20 protein-coding genes are annotated in these 22,883 nt (G+C 48.3%); 7 read left to right on the top strand and 13 right to left on the bottom strand.

What is annotated here, in order from left to right; all coding sequences use genetic code 11:
• Nucleotides 1-72: 72 nt before the first annotated feature.
• Genes C1T21_RS24050 through C1T21_RS24035 form a run of 4 tightly spaced genes read right to left on the bottom strand, consistent with a single transcriptional unit; the run spans nt 73 to nt 3,468 of the window.
• Entirely contained in the window at nt 73-804 is a 732-nt protein-coding gene (locus tag C1T21_RS24050; RefSeq protein WP_103050030.1) for a sugar phosphate nucleotidyltransferase, read from the bottom strand.
• Nucleotides 801-1,601, bottom strand: coding sequence for a glycosyltransferase family 2 protein (locus C1T21_RS24045; RefSeq protein WP_103050029.1), 801 nt, complete (start codon nt 1,599-1,601; stop codon nt 801-803). Before C1T21_RS24045 ends, C1T21_RS24050 begins: the two co-directional genes overlap by 4 nt.
• Entirely contained in the window at nt 1,598-2,533 is a 936-nt protein-coding gene (locus C1T21_RS24040; protein ID WP_103050028.1) for a glycosyltransferase family 2 protein, read from the bottom strand. Before C1T21_RS24040 ends, C1T21_RS24045 begins: the two co-directional genes overlap by 4 nt.
• On the bottom strand, nt 2,530-3,468 hold the full coding sequence (locus tag C1T21_RS24035; protein WP_103050027.1) for a glycosyltransferase family 2 protein: 939 nt from the start codon (nt 3,466-3,468) through the stop codon (nt 2,530-2,532). The genes C1T21_RS24040 and C1T21_RS24035 overlap by 4 nt, the downstream gene beginning before the upstream one ends.
• Before the next feature lie 560 nt (nt 3,469-4,028).
• On the opposite strand from C1T21_RS24035, the gene C1T21_RS24030 reads away from it, so the two are divergent.
• Both C1T21_RS24030 and C1T21_RS24025 read left to right on the top strand, forming a co-directional pair.
• A complete protein-coding gene (locus C1T21_RS24030; protein WP_103050026.1) occupies nt 4,029-5,807 on the top strand; it encodes a M4 family metallopeptidase in 1,779 nt (592 codons plus the stop codon).
• 454 nt (nt 5,808-6,261) lie between these two features.
• Nucleotides 6,262-8,061, top strand: a complete 1,800-nt coding sequence (locus tag C1T21_RS24025) for a M4 family metallopeptidase (RefSeq protein ID WP_103050025.1) — start codon at nt 6,262-6,264, stop codon at nt 8,059-8,061.
• A gap of 130 nt (nt 8,062-8,191) precedes the next feature.
• Here the strand turns inward: C1T21_RS24025 and C1T21_RS24020 are convergent, their stop codons facing one another.
• The gene (locus C1T21_RS24020) at nt 8,192-8,971 is read right to left on the bottom strand and encodes a WIAG-tail domain (RefSeq protein WP_103050024.1); all 780 of its coding nucleotides are present in this window, start codon (nt 8,969-8,971) and stop codon (nt 8,192-8,194) included.
• A gap of 113 nt (nt 8,972-9,084) precedes the next feature.
• Complete coding sequence (locus tag C1T21_RS24015) at nt 9,085-10,248, bottom strand: glycosyltransferase family 4 protein (RefSeq protein ID WP_103050023.1); 1,164 nt, start codon at nt 10,246-10,248, stop codon at nt 9,085-9,087.
• Between the two features lie 205 nt (nt 10,249-10,453).
• Here C1T21_RS24015 and C1T21_RS24010 point away from each other — a divergent pair, with 205 nt between their 5' ends.
• Both C1T21_RS24010 and asd read left to right on the top strand, forming a co-directional pair.
• Nucleotides 10,454-11,581, top strand: a complete 1,128-nt coding sequence (locus C1T21_RS24010) for a YheC/YheD family endospore coat-associated protein (protein ID WP_103050022.1) — start codon at nt 10,454-10,456, stop codon at nt 11,579-11,581.
• Nucleotides 11,582-11,669: 88 nt separating this feature from the next.
• Nucleotides 11,670-12,467: an archaetidylserine decarboxylase gene (asd, locus tag C1T21_RS24005; protein WP_061830087.1), complete on the top strand. Its 798-nt coding sequence runs from the start codon at nt 11,670-11,672 to the stop codon at nt 12,465-12,467.
• Between the two features lie 187 nt (nt 12,468-12,654).
• Here asd and C1T21_RS24000 read toward each other — a convergent pair whose 3' ends face one another.
• A complete protein-coding gene (locus C1T21_RS24000; RefSeq protein WP_061830088.1) occupies nt 12,655-13,440 on the bottom strand; it encodes a helix-turn-helix domain-containing protein in 786 nt (261 codons plus the stop codon).
• A 179-nt stretch (nt 13,441-13,619) separates the two neighbouring features.
• Here C1T21_RS24000 and C1T21_RS23995 point away from each other — a divergent pair, with 179 nt between their 5' ends.
• Nucleotides 13,620-14,918, top strand: coding sequence for an aminotransferase class I/II-fold pyridoxal phosphate-dependent enzyme (locus C1T21_RS23995; RefSeq protein WP_103050021.1), 1,299 nt, complete (start codon nt 13,620-13,622; stop codon nt 14,916-14,918).
• Nucleotides 14,919-15,019: 101 nt separating this feature from the next.
• On the opposite strand, the gene C1T21_RS23990 is transcribed toward C1T21_RS23995, so the two are convergent.
• Nucleotides 15,020-16,297, bottom strand: coding sequence for a sensor histidine kinase (locus C1T21_RS23990; RefSeq protein WP_028541463.1), 1,278 nt, complete (start codon nt 16,295-16,297; stop codon nt 15,020-15,022).
• A 206-nt stretch (nt 16,298-16,503) separates the two neighbouring features.
• Here C1T21_RS23990 and C1T21_RS27585 point away from each other — a divergent pair, with 206 nt between their 5' ends.
• Complete coding sequence (locus C1T21_RS27585; RefSeq protein WP_023990126.1) at nt 16,504-16,620, top strand: hypothetical protein; 117 nt, start codon at nt 16,504-16,506, stop codon at nt 16,618-16,620.
• A 117-nt stretch (nt 16,621-16,737) separates the two neighbouring features.
• Here the strand turns inward: C1T21_RS27585 and C1T21_RS23985 are convergent, their stop codons facing one another.
• The 5 genes from C1T21_RS23985 to C1T21_RS23965 all read right to left on the bottom strand — a co-directional run bounded on the left by C1T21_RS23985 (nt 16,738) and on the right by C1T21_RS23965 (nt 21,520).
• On the bottom strand, nt 16,738-17,961 hold the full coding sequence (locus C1T21_RS23985; protein WP_103050020.1) for an ABC transporter permease: 1,224 nt from the start codon (nt 17,959-17,961) through the stop codon (nt 16,738-16,740).
• A 2-nt stretch (nt 17,962-17,963) separates the two neighbouring features.
• On the bottom strand, nt 17,964-18,710 hold the full coding sequence (locus C1T21_RS23980; protein WP_013311782.1) for an ABC transporter ATP-binding protein: 747 nt from the start codon (nt 18,708-18,710) through the stop codon (nt 17,964-17,966).
• A gap of 18 nt (nt 18,711-18,728) precedes the next feature.
• Nucleotides 18,729-20,120 (bottom strand): DEAD/DEAH box helicase, encoded by a 1,392-nt coding sequence (locus C1T21_RS23975; RefSeq protein WP_103050019.1) that lies wholly within the window; start codon nt 20,118-20,120, stop codon nt 18,729-18,731.
• 122 nt (nt 20,121-20,242) lie between these two features.
• Nucleotides 20,243-21,022 carry an SDR family NAD(P)-dependent oxidoreductase gene (locus tag C1T21_RS23970; protein WP_103050018.1) on the bottom strand — a complete coding sequence of 260 codons (780 nt, stop codon included), beginning with the start codon at nt 21,020-21,022 and terminating at the stop codon, nt 20,243-20,245.
• A gap of 39 nt (nt 21,023-21,061) precedes the next feature.
• Nucleotides 21,062-21,520, bottom strand: coding sequence for a chemotaxis protein CheX (locus C1T21_RS23965; RefSeq protein WP_061830098.1), 459 nt, complete (start codon nt 21,518-21,520; stop codon nt 21,062-21,064).
• Nucleotides 21,521-21,949: 429 nt separating this feature from the next.
• Between C1T21_RS23965 and C1T21_RS23960 the strand changes: the two genes are divergently transcribed.
• On the top strand, nt 21,950-22,852 hold the full coding sequence (locus C1T21_RS23960) for a LysR family transcriptional regulator (RefSeq protein ID WP_103050017.1): 903 nt from the start codon (nt 21,950-21,952) through the stop codon (nt 22,850-22,852).
• Nucleotides 22,853-22,883: the final 31 nt, after the last annotated feature.

Raw genomic sequence — 22,883 nt, 5'->3', positions numbered from 1 at the left:
GCCGTTCACTCCTCCGGGTGGCATTATGCCTATACTATATGCCTGGCCCGGCCGGATGGTGTTTCGTTGAGATCAGGGTAGAAGTCCTTTCATTTTCACTCCAGCTTCCTGAAGGGAATCGAAGGTTCCTGCGTCGCTCCAATAGCGCCGTAAAATATCATATTCCAGCTTGCCTTCAGCGGCATAACAGTTGTTAACATCCGTGATCTCAAGCTCACCGCGTGCCGAAGGTGTAATTTGCCGGATCTTATCGAACACGGCAGTATCGTACATATAGATACCCGTAACGCAATATTTGGATTGGGGATGCTGCGGCTTTTCTTCAATCCGCGTAATGCTCTCCGGGCGCTCAGGATCAAATACGGGTACCCCGTAACGACGAGCATCTGCCACCTTTTTCAATAACACTCTGGCGCTCCCCGGGGGCTGTTGCTTGAACCGTTCGATCACAGGTCCCAAGTCTTCCTTGAACAAATTATCACCTAACAAAACAGTGAACTTCTCTTCTGCCTGCATATAGCTTCTTGCCAGTTCGAGTGCTTCCGCAATGCCCCCCGCCTTTTCTTGAATCCGGTATGTCAGTTGGACACCATAATCACTGCCACTGCCCAAAAAATCGGTATACAGACCGGCCGATTGTTTACCAATAATAATAAGCATATCGGTAATTCCAGCCTGTCGTAGCCTCTCGATACCATATACGATCATGGGATACTTGCCGACCGGAAGCAGATGCTTGTTGAGTAATGTAGTCAACGGATGAAGGCGCGATCCGGTTCCTCCTGCGAGAATAATCCCTTTCATATCTTCCTTCCTCCTTCGACAGCATGTTCAGTGCATGCAACCCCAGTGTTTCCAGTTTCGATGAACATTCTGGGATCTATGCTCCATTTCTCTATAAACAAACGATAGTTCCGCTCGATCAGCTCTTCAATCCAGGAAGTCTCCGAGCGCGAGAAGCTCGCATTCCCCTCGTGATAGACAAAACAGTCGTTGCACATGAGCAGCTTGTAGCCATGCACGCGTGCGCGCAGACAATAATCGTCATCCTCATAATGTCCGGGACTGAACCGTTCATCCAGCAATCCGATCCGTTCCATCAGCTCGCGCCGGAACAACAAACAAAACCCGACCAACCGCTTGACCTCCTGCCATCTGGAGGGATTACTTGCATTATTCTGCTCCGCATATCTCAGACAGCTGGCCAAATCTCCTTCCAATCCGTGTATCTGCTGAATACCGCTGACGTAATTCGTCACCGGTCCCACCAGTCCCACTATGCTTTCGCTCTGCAATGCAGCCAACATATTCGATAGCCATCCCCGCGTAACCGTCACATCATTGTTTAAAATGACGAGCTGGTCACCCGAAGCCAGCCGGAGCCCCATATTACATGCTGCTGGAAAGCCCCTGTTTTCAGGAAGACGTATGCTGATCAGCCGCTCAGATGCGCAAAAATCATCCGTTCCGTCATTCGAAGCGTTGTCTACAACAATGATTTCATACGGTACATCTATCGTATGTGTCCGAATCGCCTCAATACACGGCTTTAACAGATGTAGGCCGTTATGAGTCGGAATAATGATGCTCGTCAGACTCATTGTGCATTCCTCCCTTTGGCAACGTCTACCCGTGTTGGAACAGGCCCGAGCGGGGAATACCCAGCTACCTGAAACACCGCCGTCAGTGCCTCTGCATGATCACCGACGATCAACTGTTCCATAGCGTTCCCTTTGCCAACATTGAAGGTCCGCTTACGGTTCGTTTTAATGACATCGACAGCATGTACTGCCGCCACGATCATGCCATGCAGAATTGCCATGGCGTGGGCTTTTGGCGGTACGGCTAGCACGGCTGAGCCAAGCTGATCCAGTAAACGCCGAGATAATGCATGCGGTACGGCGGTCAATGAGCTTGCTCCCAAATCCGGCCTGCGCAGTACGCGATTCAGGAATGCTTTGCACCGTGTCACGCTGTCCTGCTGGGCATAGGGCGGCAAATGTCTGCCCAGATCATTAAGCGCAACATCTGTTCCCTGATCCACCGCGTGGAGAAAGGGCAGCAAATCAGATGCTGGAATCGGCAAATCTCCGTCCACGAACAGCACAATATCAGCCTGCGTCATACGCGCGCCTACTGCACGGCCAACATCATGCCCCAGTCGATCCGGCACGTTGACGAGAGTCACACTGGGATGATGTTTGGCTACGGTGGAGCGCGTGCCGTCCGTGCAGCCGTTCAATACGACAATGATATCCGTAAGCGGAAGTTTTTCCAGCTCGCCCAGTACCCGGTCAATCGTTGACTCTTCATTACAGGCGCTGACCACGGCCGCTGCAGTTCCCTGTAACACAATATCTCCCGGAACTTCGCGTTCCACAGGCGGAGTCACTCCGGTCATTCCTTTCGCCCGAGGCGTGGGCTTTCTCACCCTACGGCTATGCATTGGAGTCGTCGTTCCTCGTTTTCGCTGAACACGTCTGATCCCCCAGCTCGGTTCTTCACGCTTCCCTCTGCGATACGGTCTACTCACAGTTTCACCTCGTCTCTGATCCGTTTGCGCTCCAAATCCGTATATCCCGCACGCGTTCCCAGACGCGATGTAAGCCAGGCAATGGCATCCAGATGATCCTGAACAATTACACCTGCCAGCGGGTCCTTGCCATTCTGTTTTTTACGTGTCGCATTTATTTTACCGACAGCTATTCCATATACAGTCACCACTCGTAACCCGGAGGCAATGGACATAGCTTGAAATAAAGGAGGCTTCTCCAAGGGCTTTAGACCTATTTTCTTTAGAGCCTTTTGACTTATGGCGTGTGGAATGCCAGTCATAGATGCTCCCCCTAAATCAGCACGATTCGACAAGATATTCAATACATGCTTTGCCTCCACTACAGGGTGTACGGGCGTACGATTCACAGGTCCATGGTAATCATTCAGTACCACATCCGCCCCTGCACATATGGCGTGTATAAACGGCCGGAGTCTAACGCAGGGAATGACGATATCCCCATCCAGGAAAAGCAGGATCTGTCCGGATGCCGCCTCCGCTCCAATACGACGGCCAACATCATGTCCGAGCGGTTCCGGGAAGGAAAGTACACGAGCTCCCGCCGCTGCTGCCACCTTCGCCGTTCTATCGTGTGATCCGTTCTCAACGACGATAACCTCTGTATGTGGATGGACACGGCGCGCTTCGCGAATCACAGCTCCGATTGTTTTTTGCTCATTCATGGCCGGAATAATGACAGATACGAAAAACTTTCCCACTGATGATGGTTCAGATGGTTGCTCTTCGCCGATCTGTGCCCCTCTCTCCGTGTCGAGTACCTCCCTCATGGCAGGGGCTACCGGATTTTTATGCATGTTCGGCATTCGTAACGGCAGCCACATCTTAGAATGATAGTAAGCGCCGGAATGCCGCCTCCGTTTGATCTTGTATCCAGCTCTTCCCTGCTTCTTCATGCTCCCGTCTCACCTCCCTTCCTGCTGTATAGATGGACAGCATGATTAGGACAGTTCAACATAACCTATGCGGTCCAAAAGCCGTGTGTAACGGCAATCGTGGAGTCTTTTCGACATAGCAATTTTCGACTTTATTTTACATAACTTATTAATCCTATTAAATAAATGAGTTATTAGGGTCTAAAGAATCATTTTGGATAAATTTGTGACATAGATCTTCTCGTCCGTCATTCTCTGTGCTAATATCAGAGCCAGATGATGGGAGTTCAAAAAATCAACATTTGTTTTTTTTGCATAAGGCAACATTTTTCCATTATCCACCATTATTCTATTTTCTTTATATACGACAGGAAAGGAGGAGTTTGTCACCTTTTTAGGCTACATGCTTCATATTGCAGTACCCTCTTTTCACGTACGCTTCATGAAAAACACTTCGGTATTTCTCTTCATGTTCCATTTTCTTCTATTCCAGACGACAACACGACCTACATAAATGGCGCAATGCCTTATTCAAGACAGGATGATTCATCCTGACATTAATCGAGGAGAGTGAATTTTTAATGAAAAAAGTATGGGTTTCGCTTCTTGGAGGAGCTATGTTATTAGGGTCTGTCGCGTCTGGTGCATCAGCGGAGAGTTCCGTTTCGGGGCCAACTCAGCTTACACCGACCTTTCACGCCGAGCAATGGAAAGCCCCTTCCTCGGTATCCGGGGACGACATTGTATGGAGCTATTTGAATCGGCAAAAGAAATCGTTACTGGGTGCGGACGACTCTAGTGTACGTGAACAATTCCGAATCGTTGATCGCACAAGCGACAAGTCCGGTGTGAGCCATTATCGGCTGAAACAGTATGTAAATGGGATTCCCGTATATGGAGCTGAACAGACTATTCATGTGGGCAAATCTGGTGAGGTCACCTCTTACTTAGGAGCGGTGGTTACTGAGGATCAGCAAGCTGAAGCTACGCAAGGTACAACTCCAAAAATCAGCGCTTCTGAAGCAGTCTACACTGCATATAAAGAAGCAGCTGCACGGATTGAAGCCCTCCCTACCTCCGACGATACGATTTCTAAAGATGTTGAGGAACAAAGCAGTGTAAGCAAAGACACTTACGCCGAAGCAGCTAACAACGAAAAAACGCTATCTACTGATAAGGACGAGCTGAGTCTTGATAAAGCATCTGCCCTGAAAGATAGCAAAATTGAAGCGGTGGAGGCAGAAAAAAGTTCCATTGCCAAAATCGCTAATCTGCAGCCAGAAGTAGATCCTAAAGCCGATCTGTACTTCTACCCTAAAGGGGATGACCTGCAGCTGGTTTATGTAACAGAAGTCAATGTTTTAGAACCTGCCCCACTGCGTACTCGCTACATTATTGATGCCAATGATGGCAGCATTGTATTCCAGTATGACATCATTAATGAAGCGACAGGCACAGGTAAAGGTGTGCTTGGTGATAGCAAATCATTCACCACAACGGCTTCCGGCAGTAGCTACCAGTTAAAAGATACAACACGCGGTAACGGGGTTGTGACCTACACGGCCTCCAACCGTCAAAGCATCCCAGGTACCATTCTGACCGATGCCGATAATGTATGGAATGATCCAGCCGGCGTGGATGCCCATGCATATGCTGCCAAAACATATGATTACTATAAGGCCAAATTCGGACGCAACAGCATTGACGGACGCGGGCTGCAACTCCGTTCGACAGTCCATTACGGTAGCCGCTACAACAACGCCTTCTGGAATGGCTCCCAAATGACTTATGGAGACGGAGACGGTAGCACATTTATCGCATTCAGCGGGGACCCCGATGTGGTAGGTCATGAACTTACGCACGGTGTCACAGAGTATACTTCGAATTTGGAATATTACGGAGAGTCCGGTGCATTGAATGAAGCTTTCTCGGACGTCATCGGCAATGACATTCAGCGTAAAAACTGGCTTGTAGGTGATGATATTTATACGCCAAACATTGCAGGCGATGCCCTTCGCTCTATGTCCAATCCTACGCTGTATGATCAACCAGATCACTATTCCGACTTGTATACAGGCAGCTCCGATAACGGTGGCGTTCATACGAACAGTGGAATTATCAATAAAGCCTACTATCTGTTAGCACAAGGTGGTACGTTCCATGGTGTAACTATAAATGGAATTGGCCGCGATGCAGCGGTGCAAATTTATTATAGTGCCTTTACGAACTACCTGACTTCTTCTTCCGACTTCTCCAACGCACGCGCTGCTGTGATCCAAGCGGCAAAAGATCTGTACGGTGCGAACTCGGCAGAAGCAACTGCAGCTGCCAAATCTTTTGACGCTGTAGGCGTAAACTAAATCATATACGCTATAATCCTCATATCCCGTCCATAGACCTTTGCCGTTGTGCAACTGTCACTTCAATGGACGAAAAAATAGGGGTGCAGTGTACAAGTCTGCGCCCCTTCCCCCCTTATTTATGGCGTCCCCTCAAAGGGGCGCCCTTTTCTTGTTCACCGGGTCCCTTCGATCATTTTCGACTAAATAAGACAAATAAACAGTAAATCAGGGACTAAAGATTCATTTTGGGGTATTTTGTAAAATTAATCTTCTCGTTCGACAACCTCTGTGCTAATATCAGAGCCGAGACGATGAAATTGCAAAAAAAATAAACCTTAATATTTTACATAAGGTCATTTTTATCCAGCCTCTTCACGTTTCAAAGGAGCAACAAGACTTACATATATGACGCAAGACTTCTGCAAACAGGGTGTTTTTTACCTCAACATTAACTAGGGAGAGTGAGTATGAATTGAAAAAAGTATGGGTTTCACTTCTAGGAGGAGCTATGTTATTAGGATCTATAGCACCGGGGGCCTCCGCAGCTGAAAATTCTGTTTCCGATCCGACTCAGTTTACGCCAACATTCCAAACGGTCAACTGGAAGTCTCCTTCAACGGTAACAGGCGACAATCTGGTCTGGAGCTTTTTAAATCGACAACAGAAAACATTAATAAGTCTGGACAATACCAACAGCGGCACCAATGTCCATGAGCAATTTCGTATCGTGGATCGCACAAGTGACAAATTTGGTACAAAGCACTATCGGTTAAAACAATACGTAGACGGAATCCCCGTATTCGGAGCCGAACAGACCATCCATGTAAACAAGTCTGGTCAAATCACCTCTTATTTGGGAGCGGTCATTTCAGAAGATCAACAAGCCGATGCTAAAGAAAATACAACTCCAAAAATCAGTGCTACTGAGGCTGTATATACCGCATATGAAGATGCAGCTATACGGGTTCAATCTCTCTCTTCCTCCGTTCAAATCGTTCCTGAACCTTACGAGGATACAAGTAGTGTAAGTAAAGACACTTACGAAAAGGCATCTAACAATGAACTATCAATCTCTGTCGATAAGGACTCCTTGGATTTGGATAAAGCAGCTGAACTGGAGAACAGTAAATTGGAAGTGGTAGAGCCTGCATCCTCTATCCCCAAGATTGCCAATCTGGAACCAAGCGTGGACCCTAAAGCAGAACTGTACATCTATCCCGATGGAGACTCAACACGTCTCGTCTATGTAACCGAAGTTAATACTTTACAGCCCGCTCTACTGCGCACACGTTACTTTATTGACGCTAATGACGGAAAAATCGTATTCAAGTATGACATTCTTAACGAAGTGATCGGCACAGGGCGCGGTGTATTCGGTGATACCAAAACATTTGAAACAACAGCTTCGGGCAAGAAGTATCAACTAAAAGATACGACTCGTGGTAAAGGAATCCTAACTTATAACGTCCACAACACCGAGACGCTCCCCGGCACCCTGTATACAGATTCCGATAACGTATGGGAAGATCCGGCTGCGGTGGATGCCCACGCTTACGCTATCCGCACTTACGATTATTACAAGGATAGATTTGGACGCGACAGCATTGACGGGCATGGCATGGCCATCGCTTCGGCAGTCCATTACGGCGCAAAGAACTACAATAATGCCCACTGGGGCGGCACTCATATGCTTTACGGAGACGGAGACGGCACGTTATTTGCCCCTTTTAGCAGCGACCTTGAAATTGTTGCCCATGAGCTGACACACGGTGTAACCGAGCATTCATCAGGGCTCGTGTATTTCGCTGAATCTGGTGCATTAAGTGAAGCCATCTCAGATATTATAGGTAACGACATTGAGCGTACCAATTGGGATTTCGGCAAAGTCGCTTATACCCCTAATATTAAGGGCGACGCCATTCGCTCCCTTTCCGATCCTGTCAAATACGGTCAAGTCGATCACTACAGCAATCTCTATCCTGATCCTAACAACGAGGATTATGGTGGAGCCCATATTAATAGTGGTATTATTAATAAAGCCTACTATCTACTGGCACAAGGAGGCACTTTTCATGGTGTCAAGGTAGATGGAATCGGACGTGATGCAGCCGTATATATTTATTATAATGCCTTCACCAATTATCTGACTTCCACGTCTAACTTCTCCACCGCGCGTGCCGCTGTTATCCAAGCGGCCAAAGATGGTTATGGTGAAAATTCAATAGCAGTAACCTCTGCTATTAAGTCTTTTGACGCTGTAGGTGTGAGATAAGTGAAATAATATAAACTTCCCCGATATTACAAGTCTCCCCCCTTCTCTCTTATGTATACGGCGTCCCACTATGGGACGCCTTTTTTCTAGTATAAAGTCGATTATTGGCAATTATATTTCCGGCTTCTTATTATTGCCCCATCGCAATCCAAAGGACCAACCCTTCACATAGCGGACCTGAGTGTATGCGTTCCACAGTAAGTACTGCTGAATACCTCTGACGTTGTGTGACGGATACCATCACTCCCGGTATACTCGCATTGGCTGTGATTACATACTGTGTACCTACAAAAGGTTTCTCAAATACAACGCTCACTTCACCCCTATCCGCTTGTGCGGGGAGGTGAAAAGAAATGCTCCCATATTGAGGTGAAGCTATATGATCGTCAGAAGCCTCGTCACTGGTCGCTGATCCGTGGTGAATGGCATTCAAGTCTAATTCTTTCTCCGTATCGAAAGCTAGATCGATATCTTGCTCAGGCAAGACCACGCGTTGCTTTGGGCGGTGTCTTCCTTCCGCAATGTGAATACTGGTTATGGAACAATCCAGTAACGAATCTTGCTCTGCCTGATCTTCCGTCGTAATAGACGGTTTGTCGTTATCCGTCCTGTATTCCGTATCTGACTCAGGCACAGACAACAGCAGTACAGATGCTCGATTCATCTGCATCGCTTCCTCTAGCGTTTTGGGAAGCTTATGCTTCTTCCATGCCGCTTCCTCTACAGCTTGAACCGAGGTATCCTTCTCTACAGGGGCAGGGACCGTTGCCATCCCGCGCTGGCTCGGTCTATGACTGCCGGAAGTCGAAGCCGCTTTCTCCTTGTTAACACGGGGGGAGGGAACCGCATTGGGAATGTTACGCCGCGCTGTTCTTTTATCCTTAGGGCTATGGTTCGTACGATGGTTCATGGTGACCGCTCCTTTGGCACAGGAGTGAACCAGCGGTCGCTCCGCTTCATTCACCCGGCTGGGAATCATGGCTAATGCCTATAAGATAGCCTATGCACGTAACAGCGCCCACGTCACTCCGTTGCGCAGTCCGTTATGATTTGTGCCCAGCGTTGTGCTGAGTGTTGCCATAAAAATCGTCTCCGTACCTCGCCAAGCCCAGCTTCTCCCATCCGTCGTCGCAAGCCAGGTTGCTGGAGCAGCCTGATGATGGCATCGGCCATTTCCTGCTCACCGTGAGACGGATACACAAGCCAGCCTGTCTCGCCGTGTTGTACAACCTCTGGAATACCGCCGATTCGTGAAGCGACCACAGGCACTCCTGCCGCCATGGCTTCCAGATTGACCAGCCCGAAGGCCTCATCCTTGACTGAAGGAACAACGGTCACATCGGCTAGCTGATATAGCGAGGCCAATGCTGGATGCGGAACATAGTCCAGGAATTGCACATGCTTTCCCAACCTTAGTTTACGCATCTGCCGATGCAACGACTCCGTGTACGGCGTGAGGCGGTCATGCCCGTAATAGGCACTACCTGCAATGAGCAGCAGTACGTCCGGGCAGGCGCGGACGATATGCCGCAGGGCCTTGAGCAGCCGGTGAACGCCCTTCCCTGGCATCAGTCTGCCCGCGAATAACACGATTTGGCGGCCTGACCAGCCGAAATCGTCCAATCGCGCCGATCTGGCCGCTTCTGCTGCTGGAGTCCACCTTGGCAGGAAATCGCCGGGATGGATACCCAGCTTGTTTATGACGATGCGTTCCCTGACCGCGTCGGGACAGTCAGAAGCTACGATTGCCCCCAAATACGCACTATTCACGATAATACGATCCATCGAGGCCAGCAGCCTACCCATCTCCTCCCGTTTGAGGTGGGGCTCCCGGATGAACGTGGTCGAATGCAAAGTCAGCACAACTCGGCTATCGGGCAAAGCCTCGCGAATTGCATACGCAACTGCCGGGCGGTTGTGTACATCTACTACCGCTGGTAACCATCTCTTTAAATCGGCAATCACCTCAGAAATATAACCTGCTCCCCGCTTATAACGCATGCAGGGAATTCCGTCGACATCGCCATGATCTGGTGCCTCTGCTCCCTTTATGCCATAGATCTGCGCTTGAAGCTCATGACTAGCCAGCGGTACCATGCGGGCAATTACCCGCTCCACAGAACTGCTGCGGGGCGAAGGTATAACAAAGGAGCCCGGTGTAACGACTGCTACCTTCGGCCTCTGCATCACCTCACCTACTTTCTGCCCTTATTCCAACACTCTTCAACACTCATCTTGCATCATATCGTCTGCCTCCCTGAAAGGTGCCTGGCTTCTAACTTTGGGCTTACCGCAAGGCGAGCGTCCATGCCTGGCCGATCTTTGATACATATGATGGACTAGAATCACAGTATGATCAGTTGGAGTGACTACAAGGAGGGCGGACATACTCATGTTGCATGTCGGCGTCATGCTCAACCCGGCAACCTACCGGGGCATTCCCGCCATGAGGACGCGATATGAATCTATCGCCAATTACGAGGACGCCGGGTTAAGCTACGAGCTCATCCCCTGCTTTCTTCGTCTGGAGGATATTCATATAGCGACCGGAACATGCCGGGCTTTTGTTAAACACGGCAACGAGTATCGGCAGATGATTCTTCCGTTGCCGCCGGTCATCCACAATCGGACTCTCTATCGGCAAAATGAAAATGCTAGAGATATCAACAAGCTTGTACAAAAGGGATTCTATATTTTTAATGAACAAAACCGTTTCCACAAAGACCATATACATGCAATTCTGCAGGAAGACCCTTTGCTACGCATCCACCTCCCCAAAACATTGCAAGGCAGCCTGTCCTCCATCCATACCTTGATGGAGGAAACCGGAGATATTGTAATTAAACCCAGTAGCGGTAGCGTGGGTAGAGGAATTATGCGTCTGCGACATTCCCGCGGAGGCTGGACTTTGCAATGCGCTCATCCGGCTATACCTGAGCGTTGGTCCACCCTACGTTTGAATGTCGGAGAACTCCCATTATTTCTGCACAAGCGACTGCTGCATGTGCCTCATATCGTACAGGAAACCATACCGCTTGCTTTGTACAACAATCGTCCGTTTGATGTCCGTGTGTCGGTTCAGCGCGGATATGGCGGTATCTGGGGTGTGACAGGCATGTATGCTAAAATTGCTCCTTCCCACACCTTCGTCTCCAATGTGGCACAGGGCGGTACGGCCCGTTCCTTACTGGAAGTGTTATCACAAACAGAGACGGTTCAGACTTCGAACGTAGTTCGGCTGATGAATGAACTGGAGCGACTCTCATTACAAATCGTGCACCGACTGGCACAAACCCTTCCCCGTCTCGCCGACGTCGGTCTGGATCTGGGAATTACCCATGAAGGCAAGATTGTTTTTATCGAATGCAACGGTCGTGACCAGCGCTATGGCTTCAGCCAGGCGGGCATGCACAATGTCTGGAAAGAAACATACTCTCAGCCGATGGCTTACGCTCGTTGGCTCCTCGAACGGATGCCTTCGTCAGACACCGAACGTTCAGCAGGCCGTCCACTGTATTGATTTACGTCACATTCTGTGTCAATATAGTTCAGAGCGGCCGGACAGGTTCCGGCCAAGACGGCTCGGAAATGAACAAGGGGGATCTGTAATGGCAAAACAGTGGCTGCGGCTCATGACGGAGCTATCATCGCGCAAGTGGGTGTGCCGGATTGTAGGCTCCTTCGCGCAAAGCGGTGCAAGCCGACTTTTTATCCCCACCTTTATACGTACGTACCAGATCCAGACGCATGAGGCGGAACAGGAATGGAAGGAATACCGTTCCCTAAACGCCTATTTTACACGCAAATTAAAAGCGGGCATGCGCCCGATTGATACGAACGCCGAGGTGATGACCAGTCCGGTGGATGCACGGATTACTTTTACTGGTCCAATTACGTCCGGCACTCTTTTGAATGTCAAAGGGCAGGACTATACGCTGGAAGAGCTTCTTAACCGCTCTCCGCGTCTTGAAAAATACACACACGGCTATGCTTTTGTGCTCTATCTCAGCCCGACGGATTATCATCGCATTCATGCACCAGTATCCGGTACGCTGGTAGAAAAAGAGCATCTGCGCGGCAAGGTATACCCAGTGAATGACTTCGGCTTGCAACATATGCGAGCAGTTCTTAGCCGCAATGAACGACAGATTACGTACATTGCCCACGAATATGGTGAGGTGGCGGTCGTCAAGGTTGGCGCAATGAATGTGAGTAGCATCAAATATACGGATGATAAGGCCGTCTCATGGACAAAAGGAGACGATCTCGCCTATTTCGAATTTGGATCAACTGTCGTTTTGCTAACTGAAAACGGCACGTTTGAGCCAGACCCCGCATTGAAGCTGGGGGATGCGGTGAAAATGGGGCAACGTCTGGGTTGCTTTCGACATGATCCCAAAGCATAAGTGAATGTATCGTAACAGGATTATAGCTACACATATGAGCATTGGGATGGGATGATGTTAAATTGCTCATATAAAAAAGGACCCGGCGTAACTGCCCGGGTCCTTTTTTGGAATTTATCCTTTATATTCTTCATGCGTTAATCCCATTACGCCTAAATCCGAAACAGCTTGTCCACCATCCATAGCATTACCGGATCTCAGACGGACTCTTCCCCGTGTACTGCTTGAATTGGCGGCTGAAAAAAAAGATGTCACGGTATCCCAAAGCCTCTGCCACCTCGGTCACATTCATTCCGGCATGTAGTAATAGATGCTGTGCACGCTCAATCCGCATGCTGATAATATGAGATTGCGCGGAAACACCCAGCAGCTCCTTGAATTTAATCGAAAAATAACGCGGTGACAGCCCCGCTCGTGCAGCCAAATCCTCGACGCGATGAGGAAGTCCCGGATGCTGACGCACGTAGTTGGCCGTTTCCCGAATGACCTCGGTGAGCTGGTTACTGGCCTGTTGCTCCTGAGGCTCCTTGCGGTCCGCACGCAACAGATGAATCATCAGTTGTTTCAGGATCAGCTTGCCTTCCTCGTCAGCTCCGTAAGCACGCTCCAGGCGTAGTCGAACATATCTGGCAAGCATATGCTCTACCTCGAACGTTTCCTCCAGCATACGGTAGCTTGCAGGGATAAGCTTTGGTTGTTCGATGAGATCAAAATGAATATAGGTAAGTATGAGCGGCTTTTGCGGGTTATGTGTGGCACGGGTATCATCCCCCGGCTTGAACAGGAAGCAACTCCCCTTGCTCACCGGATACGACGTCCCGTTTAAGACCACTGTTCCTTCTCCGCTCCATACATAAAATAAATCATAGTTTGGCATCGGCTTCTCGCGTACCTGCCACTTCCAGCCCGGCTCGCACACAATTTTGGCGAAGGCCGACAACAGGATAAACGATGACGCAGATGTATCCAGCAAAATCTGCACCTCCTTTTGTTAATCTTTGGTTGTCCTTTATCCCGTTAATTTATAATATAAGCTCAGCGCCGTCATTAAGCAAAAAAATGCGCTTTTATGTTCCAGATGCTTTTGCGTGACGCTTACCGTGTGTAATGCTATAATATGTAATCAAAATGACTTGGAAGGATGAAACGGGAATGAATCCACTGGCAGCGCAGTTAAACCAAAACATTCAGACAGGCAACGAGCATGTATATCAAATGCTATCTCTTTTAGGGAAAGAAATTTATTTCCCAAAAGAAGGGATTTTGAGTCAATCCGCAGAGGCAGGGAAGCTTGCCAAAAAGTACAACGCTACGATTGGCATTGCTACAGAAGGCAACGGTCCTATGCATTTGGAGGTCATTCAGGAGAAGCTGTCCGCATACAATCCCAAGGATTTATACCCTTACGCTCCCCCTGCGGGCAAACCTGAACTACGTAGTGTATGGCGCGACAAAATGCTGAAGGAAAACCCTTCGTTGGCTGGAAAAAGTTATGGCCTTCCCGTAGTTACGAACGCGCTGACCCACGGTTTGAGCATCGTTGCCGACCTGTTCACGGATGAAGGGGATGCTGTCATTTACCCAGACAAAAACTGGGAAAACTATGAGCTGACTTTCGGTATTCGCCGTCATGGACGTTTGGTGAATTTCCCGTTGTTCACAGAGGATCAACGTTTTAATAGTGATGGATTACGCGACGCTCTACTGGCACAGAAAGAATACGGCAAAGCGATCGTTGTGCTGAACTTCCCGAATAACCCGACGGGCTACACACCGGGAGTCGAAGAGGGTAAAGCGATTGTTGCTGCTATCCAGGAAGCCGCGGAAGCAGGCATCAATGTCGTAGTTGTGACGGATGACGCTTATTTTGGTCTGTTCTTCGAGGACTCCCTGCATGAATCACTATTCGGTCAGTTAGCTGGACTCCATCCGAGAATTCTACCAGTCAAAATTGACGGAGCTACCAAGGAAGAATTCGTTTGGGGCTTCCGTGTCGGATTTATTACCTTTGCTTCGGAACATCAGGATGTACTGAGCGCACTGGAACAAAAAACATTAGGGATTATTCGGGCAACGATTTCCAGCGGTCCTCACCCATCTCAAACCTTCGTCCTGGATGCCCTCAAGTCAACAGACTTTGAACAACAGAAGAAAGAAAAGTTCCAAATTATGAAGGGGCGGGCTAATAAAGTCAAAGCGTTGCTCGATAGTGGAAAATACGGAGATGTATGGAGCTACTATCCTTTCAATTCGGGTTATTTTATGTGCCTCAAGCTGAACGGCTTGTCCGCTGAACGACTGCGCACACATTTGCTGGAACAATATGGGGTAGGAACGATTGCGCTGGGTGAATATGATCTCCGAATCGCATTCTCATGTATCGAGGAAGAGTATCTGGAAGACCTGTATGACATTGTTTACCGTGGCGCACAAGATTTATTGAACGCCTAATATGTAACAGATTAAATAAAGCATAATTAGCGGTATGCCGGATGTTGCGGCATACCGCTTTTTAATGGGCTGAACCATTGTAAGTCACACTTCGCAACAAACTATCCTTCAGCAGCGAGCAAAGATTTCTGTGCGAGTGGCAGCAGGATGACTACCTCGGTTCCGACTCCGGGCTCACTCTCATAGTGTATACTTCCGTTCATGGCTTCAATGATTCGAAAGGAGACGACCGTTCCCAGTCCCGTTCCGACCTCTTTGGTTGAAAAAAACAAAGTACCCACTCGCTCCAGATGCTCCTGACTCATGCCTTTTCCGGTATCCCTAATATGCAGACATGCCTTCTCTTCCTGAATCGCCAGCTTTATGTATACCCTGCCTCCATCATCCGCAGCTTCGATCGCATTTTTCGTCACATGTATTAACGCCTGTAACAGCTGATTACGATCCATATGTACGTATATTTCATTCCTTAGCTCAGTATACAGTCTTACGCCTTGCTTGGTCGCCATCGGTTTCAAAAGCAAAACAATCTGTTGAACCATGCCAGACAGATCCATCAGCTCTGTGTTCCCAATCTGCGGTCTGGATAAGTTCAGATAGTCGCTAATAATTCTTTCAGCCCGATCGACCTCTGCTAGTGCCAAAGCAATATATCTGCGATTTTTCCCTTCTAGCCCTGACTGAACCATTTGCAGGAACCCTTTAACCACGGTCAACGGATTCCGTACTTCATGAGCCATAGAGGCAGCCAGTTCACCTAAGGTATTCAGATGCTCAGCATATTTAATCTTTCTTCTCATTTCTTCCCGTTCCAAACTAAACTCCATCCAGAAAGAGGAGGCTCCAATGCTTAGGAATTGAATCACACCGAACCAGAGTATTGCCCGGATCAGCTCGACCTCATCCTTATCCAGCCTGCCATTGGCCCAGGAATGTATTAACAAAAATATAAGCATGGCAATATTGGTCCATATACTCATTAGCATATTCATGCCCACCCGAAGCAACATACTATTGAGCTGCATAAACTTTTTTCTCACCAAGAGAGGGCCCAAATAACACAACATCATGCTGGGAAAGCTCACCACCATAGACTCAGGATCTATATACATACGAGCCATCACTATCAGCGTTATATTCAGAAGCCCTGCCTTAGGACCAAAATATAAAACAGAGAGGATCAAAGGAACATATCGGAGATCCCAATATAATCCATACCAAATGTACGAAAACATAAGGCAAAGCACAGAAGACACACCCAGCACCCCTCCCATAAGCAACGGGGTATGTTTCCTATGCCGATGATCTGACAAAGCGCTATATACCAATAACGGTACAAACACAAGAAATATGTTCACGAGCAGCTTATCTACCAGCATCTCGTCTTTCCCACTTTCCAAGTGATAATGACTACGTACTTCTTCTATTCTCGATAATACGTGTCTTTTCCTCTATCCCCCCCTACATCTGATGAAAAATATAAGGCGATTCAGCAACACACCTGAGCATTGGCCCACGCAATCTGAAAATCCACTTCATAAGATACGATGTATCCTTTATCACAATGACCGAGAGGAGAATGAGCATGGGAGCAGAAGAAACAAGAGGCGGTTACGGTGGTTACGGCGCATTCACAAGCACAGGAACAATTCTGGTACTGTTCATTTTATTAGTTATCATCAGCAAAACGATCTTTATATAAGCAAACGGATATCTGCACCCACGGCTACGATAGCAGTGAGCGTACAAAAAAAGGCTAATTCGCAGACAGCTCTTGCTGTTTGCGAATTAGCCTTTACTTTATTCACATAGATACAAATTACACTTCTTCCTCATCCTGACCGTCCAAACGCCATTTTTTGGCTTGAGCGCCTCGTAACAGGAACACTACTGCAACTCCCCCAAGCAACGTGAGCAGTGTAGACAGTAGATCTTCCGTTCCTTTTGCCAGAAAAGGAAGCCACAGAACCACAGCAGCCGGCAACGTCAACCGAACAACAAAGTCGAGAAAAGACGCACGACGACTATGCGCAGGAATCGGATATAATTGAAGCCATAACGAATCCTTGTGATACTGCCGTAGTGAAGTGACCTGTACACCAATGAGGAATATAAAAAATAAATATACTGCAATCCCAATCCAGCTAGCATGGGTGATATATATAATTAACAACCCCAGAATTCCAAGCCGAATGACAATACCTGCTGGCTCTGTACGCAGGAATGTCTTAAACAGCAGGTAACGATACGCTCCCCTTCTGTTCCAAGGTATATTACCTCCCAACCAGGACAGCCAACGACGTGGCGTCACTCTCTGCGTAAGGGCGGGCACATCGACAAACCAGCCCAAAGTGCGCATCACCCGAGCAGCCTGCATACCCTCTGTACGAATCAGCTTTTCCCAAGCCACTAGCAGCTTGACCGGAAAACGCAGAACAAGCACGTACACCACACCGACTAATATGATAAAAGGCACGCTGTGTAGTGGAGGCTGCCATAGCCATGCGGCTACCATCAGCACAGCCAACACCCACCGAAGCAGACGATAGCCTACACTCCCACCAATCGATACCATTCGAAGCTCTTGCCAGCCGCCGTAGCTGAATAGCAGCTTTAACAGAACAAACAGTAGCAGGGTCAGTAGCAACGGCTTAGGCGCGGCATCACTGCGAATATACAGCGGCCACACAATAATAGACAGCAATAGCAAGCCGAATATTTTATACACCACACCCCGAATCCGGCTGGCCTTAAAATAATCGTGCATCGCGTGCTCCTGTGGACGGAGGAAAACAATATCCGCCGCGTTTAAATACGTACGAAAGCTCGCATGAGCAATCGGTATAGCCACAATAAGCATGATCCAGCGGATGGGCAAATCCGGTGGAGTATGCATCAGTAGCGACGTGTACCATGCGGCAAAGGCAATCAGCGCAAAGCCGAAGACCACCGCCAGACCGCTCTGAATGACATAGCCCAGATAGGGCAGCACCTGTCCCCAGAACGCTACACGTCTTTCTTTATGCAAACGTTGCAAATCCATGCTCATTCCCTGCCCTGTACCAGCTCATAAAATGCATCTTCCAGCGGCATGCCCGGCTTACCCGCCTGTGCTGTCACTTCGTCCAGCGTACCCTGTGCAATGATGGCACCCTGATGAAGTACAATGAAACGATCACAATAATTTTCAATCGTGGACAAAATATGAGAACTGAGCAGAATGGACGAACCCGAACGCTTCATCTCTAACATAAAGTCAAGCAGGGAACGAATACCCAGCGGGTCCAAACCCAAAAAAGGTTCATCTATGACATACAACGGCGGTCCCGCTAAAAATGCGCACATAATCATCACTTTCTGGCGCATCCCTTTAGACAGGTGCATCGACATACTTCCACTTTTATCCCGCATACGGAACAAGTCCAGCATTTGATCACTGCGCGTGCGGAAATCTGCTTCACTAACTCCGTACGCTCTGGCCGTGAATTCCATATGCTCCATCACCGTCATTTCAGGATACAGCTCTGGAGATTCAGGTACAAAAGCAATGGCTCCCTGATATTCCTCGGGATTCTCATCCTGCTTATGCCCCTGCACACGAATTTCTCCGGCCTGCGGTGTCATCAGGCCCAAAATATGCTTCATGGTCGTACTTTTCCCGGCCCCGTTCAGACCGATCAGTCCTACCATTTCGCCCGGTTTCACATCCAGCGAAATCTGATGCAGCACCGGGCGCTTGGCGCTATATCCGCCGGTCAGTCCGTTAATTTGCAACACAGGCTGTTGTTCCATGGCTCCCCCTCTTCTCCCTTACTCGTTCGGTTTTGATCCTTTTTCCTTCAGCCATCTTGGTGCACCCTTATTTTTGCGATCACGCTCGCGCTGTGCTTTTCCTGCTTTGGACAAGGCTGCTCCTTTGCTCTTGCCTGGAGCTGAACCGTTCGCGGAATTCCTGCCAGGACGTCCGTTTTCGTTGCGGACAGGTGCCTTACGGTTTTCTGTCAGTGCTCCGTCAGATGTGGATCTGGACTCGGATGGTCTTACAGGTGCACGCTTGGCATCCGCCGGACGCGGCACGACTACTCGACCTCCGTGCAACGCACGCTCTGCGATGTCAATGCCCAGTTCACGGGAGAACTTGCGCATGATGAACGTTTCACGGTCGGTGACAACCGATGCCACTAATCCTTTGCGTCCCATCCGTCCTGTCCGTCCTGCACGGTGAACATAAGCTTGACTATCCGTAGCCGGGTCAAAATGAATGACCATTTCAAGTCCCTCAATATCCAGACCACGAGCCGCCACATCCGAAGCGACCAGTACTTTGAGCTTGTCCTCGCGGAATTTGGCCAACACGTTGCTACGCGTAACTTTATCCGCATCTCCATACAAAGACGCCGTAGTCAGCCCCATATGCTTGAGCTTGGCTTCAATCTCCCCGATGGCATTGGTCGTATTCACGAACACCAGCGCTTTTCTCGGATTAAAATGACGCACCAGACGGCGCAGCATATCCACCTTATCCCGTTCTTCAGATACAAAGTAATAGTGTTCCAGTCCACTGGCCGTCTTTTGGTCGGGATCAATCCCAATTTCTACGTATTCACGCATCTCCCGTTTCGCCAGCGACTGGATCTCATCGTTCAGCGTTGCGGACAGGAATACCAATTGACGATCACGTTGGGCGGTGCCCAATATGTTGGTTACATCGCCTGCTCCACCGAGCTGGAACATCTGATCCACCTCATCGATGACGATGGCTGTAATATTGTGCATTTTCAGCTTTTTCGAAGCGATGAGTTCCCGTACACGTCCTGGTGTGCCCACGACAAGCTGTGGATGATCCTTGAGCTTTTCGATTTGACGTTTGATAGCCGCCCCACCAATCAGACCGAGTACACGGATTCCGCGATGCTCTCCGTAGCGCTGACCCTCACGTACAATTTGCATGGCCAGTTCCTGGCTTGGAGCTAGTATCAGCTTTTGCGTAGCCTTTTTCTGTGGATCAATCGCTTGCAACAGCGGCAACAAATAAGCCAGTGTCTTGCCTGTGCCAGTTTGTGAGCGCGCCAATACATGCTTTCCCTTCATTATTTCCGGTATAGCCTCTGCCTGCACTGGCGAAGGCTGTGTAATTTCATGCTCAGTCAGTTTGTCCAACAGATCTTGTTCAACGCCGAGCGATTCAAAATTCAATGTCATGAAAAGGTCCAACCCCTATACGTAAATTCGTTACTCTCCATTATATGCGAAAATAGCCCTGTTACCAAATCACAAAAATAAAAGATGTCCCTCACCATAGCTAATGGCTTACGGGACATCTTTTATTTCTTATTCATCACACCATGCCCCAGCCTGTCGGTCAGTCTGGGAGCTAACTGATACAGCTTGAGAAAAGGAGATACCCACCGTGGCAGATTAACCTCCTCCTTGCCAAGCTCCATCGCTCTTACGATATGCCGTGCTACCTTATCTGGTTGTAGCATAAACCAGCTTACATTTCGAACATATCCTCCTGAAGGATCTGCCAGTTCAAAAAACGGTGTGTCGATCGGCCCGGGGTTAATCGTCGTTACAGTCACTCCACTCCCGCGCAGCTCTTGCCGAAGCGCATTGCTGAAACCGAGCAACGCATGCTTCGTCGCCGTGTAAGAAGAAGATTTGGCTGTCCCGATTTTCCCGGCCATCGATGCTACATTGACAATCTGTCCATGGCCCCGCTCCGTCATTTGCGGCAGAAACGCCTTGATGCAGCGAACAACACCCATGTAGTTCACGTCCATCATTTGTTCAAATTCCGTCAGGTCGGTTTCATTAAAATACTCAAACTTTCCGTAGCCCGCATTGTTAAGCAATATATCGACCCGTCCGTACTGTTCCAATACTCGTGCAGCAACAGCCTCTACCTGCTCCTGGCGGGTGACGTCCAGTTGGATAAGCTCATGTCTGCCGCTGATTCCCGCAGATACTTGCTTCAGTCGCTCCTGCGAGCGTGCTGTTAAAATAGGAATCGCGCCCTTTTCGCTTAACAACTGAGCGCAAAGGGCGCCAATCCCACTAGATGCACCTGTAATCACAACTATCTTGTCCTGTAGTATATTCACGGTCATCCCTCCACATTAAAGAAACTTGTTCCTTTAATATTAAGAGATCATCACCTGAATATCCAGCTCACCGATTCCTTCCACCGTAAGCGGAATATAAAGGGCACGCTGAGGCACAAAAGTGGTCAAGTTTTCTGATTTCATGACCTGCGGAGGCGTAATATCCACGACAATTCCCTGACTGGACAAAATCGTACTGGCATTACCACTAATCATATTGCCCAATTCTGAAATTGCGCTTTTTCCCATCTCATCAATTTCAGTCAACACAAATCCGCCCATCATCGCTGATACCATACGTAGCGCCACCTGTTCATTCAGGCCGAACACAATATTTCCGCTAAGCTGTCCGGTCATCCCGATCATAATCCAGATGTGGTCGTCCACCAGCTCGACATTTTTCACACCAAGATTTCCGGGTGAAGGAGATACTTGGATCAATTGTTCAATGACCCGTCGCGCCGACTCCAAAAAAGGATTTATCACTTCTGCCTTCACGATCAAAGCGCCCCTTTGCGATGGGCTTTTAGACATACAACAAAAGTCCCATTTAAATTAGAATTTTTTAATTAAATATTACTGTAAAACGAATCGATCCTCAATAAAATGCTCTCTATATCACTTATCGACAGCTACCCGGAAATTTTTTATAGCTAAATCACAAAAAATGTGAATAATGTCCTATATCTTTACTTCTTACCGGTTTTAGATTGATTATTTTTGAAGTATATCAGGACTTTAGTCTTTATTTCCCAATATACCACACTTTAAGGTGCTCTGCTTCGATTCATTGCCCTTCCTGCCCGAATAACCTATAATTTAATGAAATAAAGCATAACGACGGTTTTACATATGAACCTATGGATTGGCTAAAAATATTCATTCTATACAGCTGCGACAAAATTAAGAAAAGAGAGGAGGAACTTCATGAACATCAGTCAACTTGAAACACTTATCATGATTTCCAAAACGATGAGCTTCCGCAAAGCCGGAGAACTTCTCAATTTGACGCAGCCGGCGGTGTCCGCCCAAATCAAAAGTCTTGAAGATGAGTTCAAAACCATTCTGATTGACCGCAACCAGCCTGTCACCCTGACCGACCGGGGAGCTGTTTTTTTGGAGCACGCCGAGCGCATATTAGAGGTTGTCGAGGAATTAAAACAAAAATTGTATGATTTAAACGAAACACCGCAGGGTCACATTGCGCTGGGTACCACAACATCCATCGCCATTCAAATTTTACCGCGCGTGCTTTCCTACTTTCAGGATCAGTTCCCTCTCATCAAAACCTCCATTCAATCCATGGCCTCCTCGATGATTTATCAGCAGGTGGAGAACGGACTTATTGATGTTGGTATCGGCTATCTAATTGAACGTAATCCTAATTTAAGCACTTCGGTTCTGTACTACGATTCCTTTGAGCTAGTCGTGTCTCCTACTCATCCACTGGCCTCACAACCACATGCTACCATTGAAGCCCTTCGGGAAATTCCGCTGATTCTGCTCTCTCCCGATACGGTGGGACGAAAATTCGTGGATGATGTATTTAAAAAGCACCAAATCGTGCCTCATGTCGTGATCGAGTTGTCCAGCAGTGAGGAAGTCAAACGGATGGTCGAAATTAATCTCGGTGCTGCCATTATTTCCAGACTATCGGTCACTTCTGAACTGCGTGCAGGCACATTAAAAATGATCCATATTCCCGAGCTGGAAGTTAGTCATCCGGTAGGAGTGATTTATAAATCCGGCCGATATCTAAACTCAGCCATGCAGCAATTTTTAAGTGATCTGAAGGGGATGCCGGAGACCAATTTTACCAGTTCTGAATAACGTAATTCACTATGAACACCATACGAATTAT

Source organism: Paenibacillus sp. F4 (assembly GCF_002894905.1).
GTDB classification, from domain to species: Bacteria; Bacillota; Bacilli; order Paenibacillales; family Paenibacillaceae; genus Paenibacillus; species Paenibacillus polymyxa_B.
This window is presented reverse-complemented; position numbering and strand designations above follow the sequence as displayed.

What these genes read in the sequence shown, in the direction of transcription:
- C1T21_RS24050 (WP_103050030.1), bottom strand. Translation starts at nt 804, where the DNA reads ATGAAAGGGATTATTCTCGCAGGAGGAACCGGATCGCGCCTTCATCCG.
- C1T21_RS24045 (WP_103050029.1), bottom strand. Translation starts at nt 1,601, where the DNA reads ATGAGTCTGACGAGCATCATTATTCCGACTCATAACGGCCTACATCTG.
- C1T21_RS24035 (WP_103050027.1), bottom strand. Translation starts at nt 3,468, where the DNA reads ATGAAGAAGCAGGGAAGAGCTGGATACAAGATCAAACGGAGGCGGCAT.
- C1T21_RS24030 (WP_103050026.1), top strand. Translation starts at nt 4,029, where the DNA reads ATGAAAAAAGTATGGGTTTCGCTTCTTGGAGGAGCTATGTTATTAGGG.
- C1T21_RS24020 (WP_103050024.1), bottom strand. Translation starts at nt 8,971, where the DNA reads ATGAACCATCGTACGAACCATAGCCCTAAGGATAAAAGAACAGCGCGG.
- C1T21_RS24015 (WP_103050023.1), bottom strand. Translation starts at nt 10,248, where the DNA reads ATGCAGAGGCCGAAGGTAGCAGTCGTTACACCGGGCTCCTTTGTTATA.
- C1T21_RS24010 (WP_103050022.1), top strand. Translation starts at nt 10,454, where the DNA reads ATGTTGCATGTCGGCGTCATGCTCAACCCGGCAACCTACCGGGGCATT.
- asd (WP_061830087.1), top strand. Translation starts at nt 11,670, where the DNA reads ATGGCAAAACAGTGGCTGCGGCTCATGACGGAGCTATCATCGCGCAAG.
- C1T21_RS23995 (WP_103050021.1), top strand. Translation starts at nt 13,620, where the DNA reads ATGAATCCACTGGCAGCGCAGTTAAACCAAAACATTCAGACAGGCAAC.
- C1T21_RS23990 (WP_028541463.1), bottom strand. Translation starts at nt 16,297, where the DNA reads ATGCTGGTAGATAAGCTGCTCGTGAACATATTTCTTGTGTTTGTACCG.
- C1T21_RS27585 (WP_023990126.1), top strand. Translation starts at nt 16,504, where the DNA reads ATGGGAGCAGAAGAAACAAGAGGCGGTTACGGTGGTTACGGCGCATTC.
- C1T21_RS23985 (WP_103050020.1), bottom strand. Translation starts at nt 17,961, where the DNA reads ATGGATTTGCAACGTTTGCATAAAGAAAGACGTGTAGCGTTCTGGGGA.
- C1T21_RS23980 (WP_013311782.1), bottom strand. Translation starts at nt 18,710, where the DNA reads ATGGAACAACAGCCTGTGTTGCAAATTAACGGACTGACCGGCGGATAT.
- C1T21_RS23975 (WP_103050019.1), bottom strand. Translation starts at nt 20,120, where the DNA reads ATGACATTGAATTTTGAATCGCTCGGCGTTGAACAAGATCTGTTGGAC.
- C1T21_RS23960 (WP_103050017.1), top strand. Translation starts at nt 21,950, where the DNA reads ATGAACATCAGTCAACTTGAAACACTTATCATGATTTCCAAAACGATG.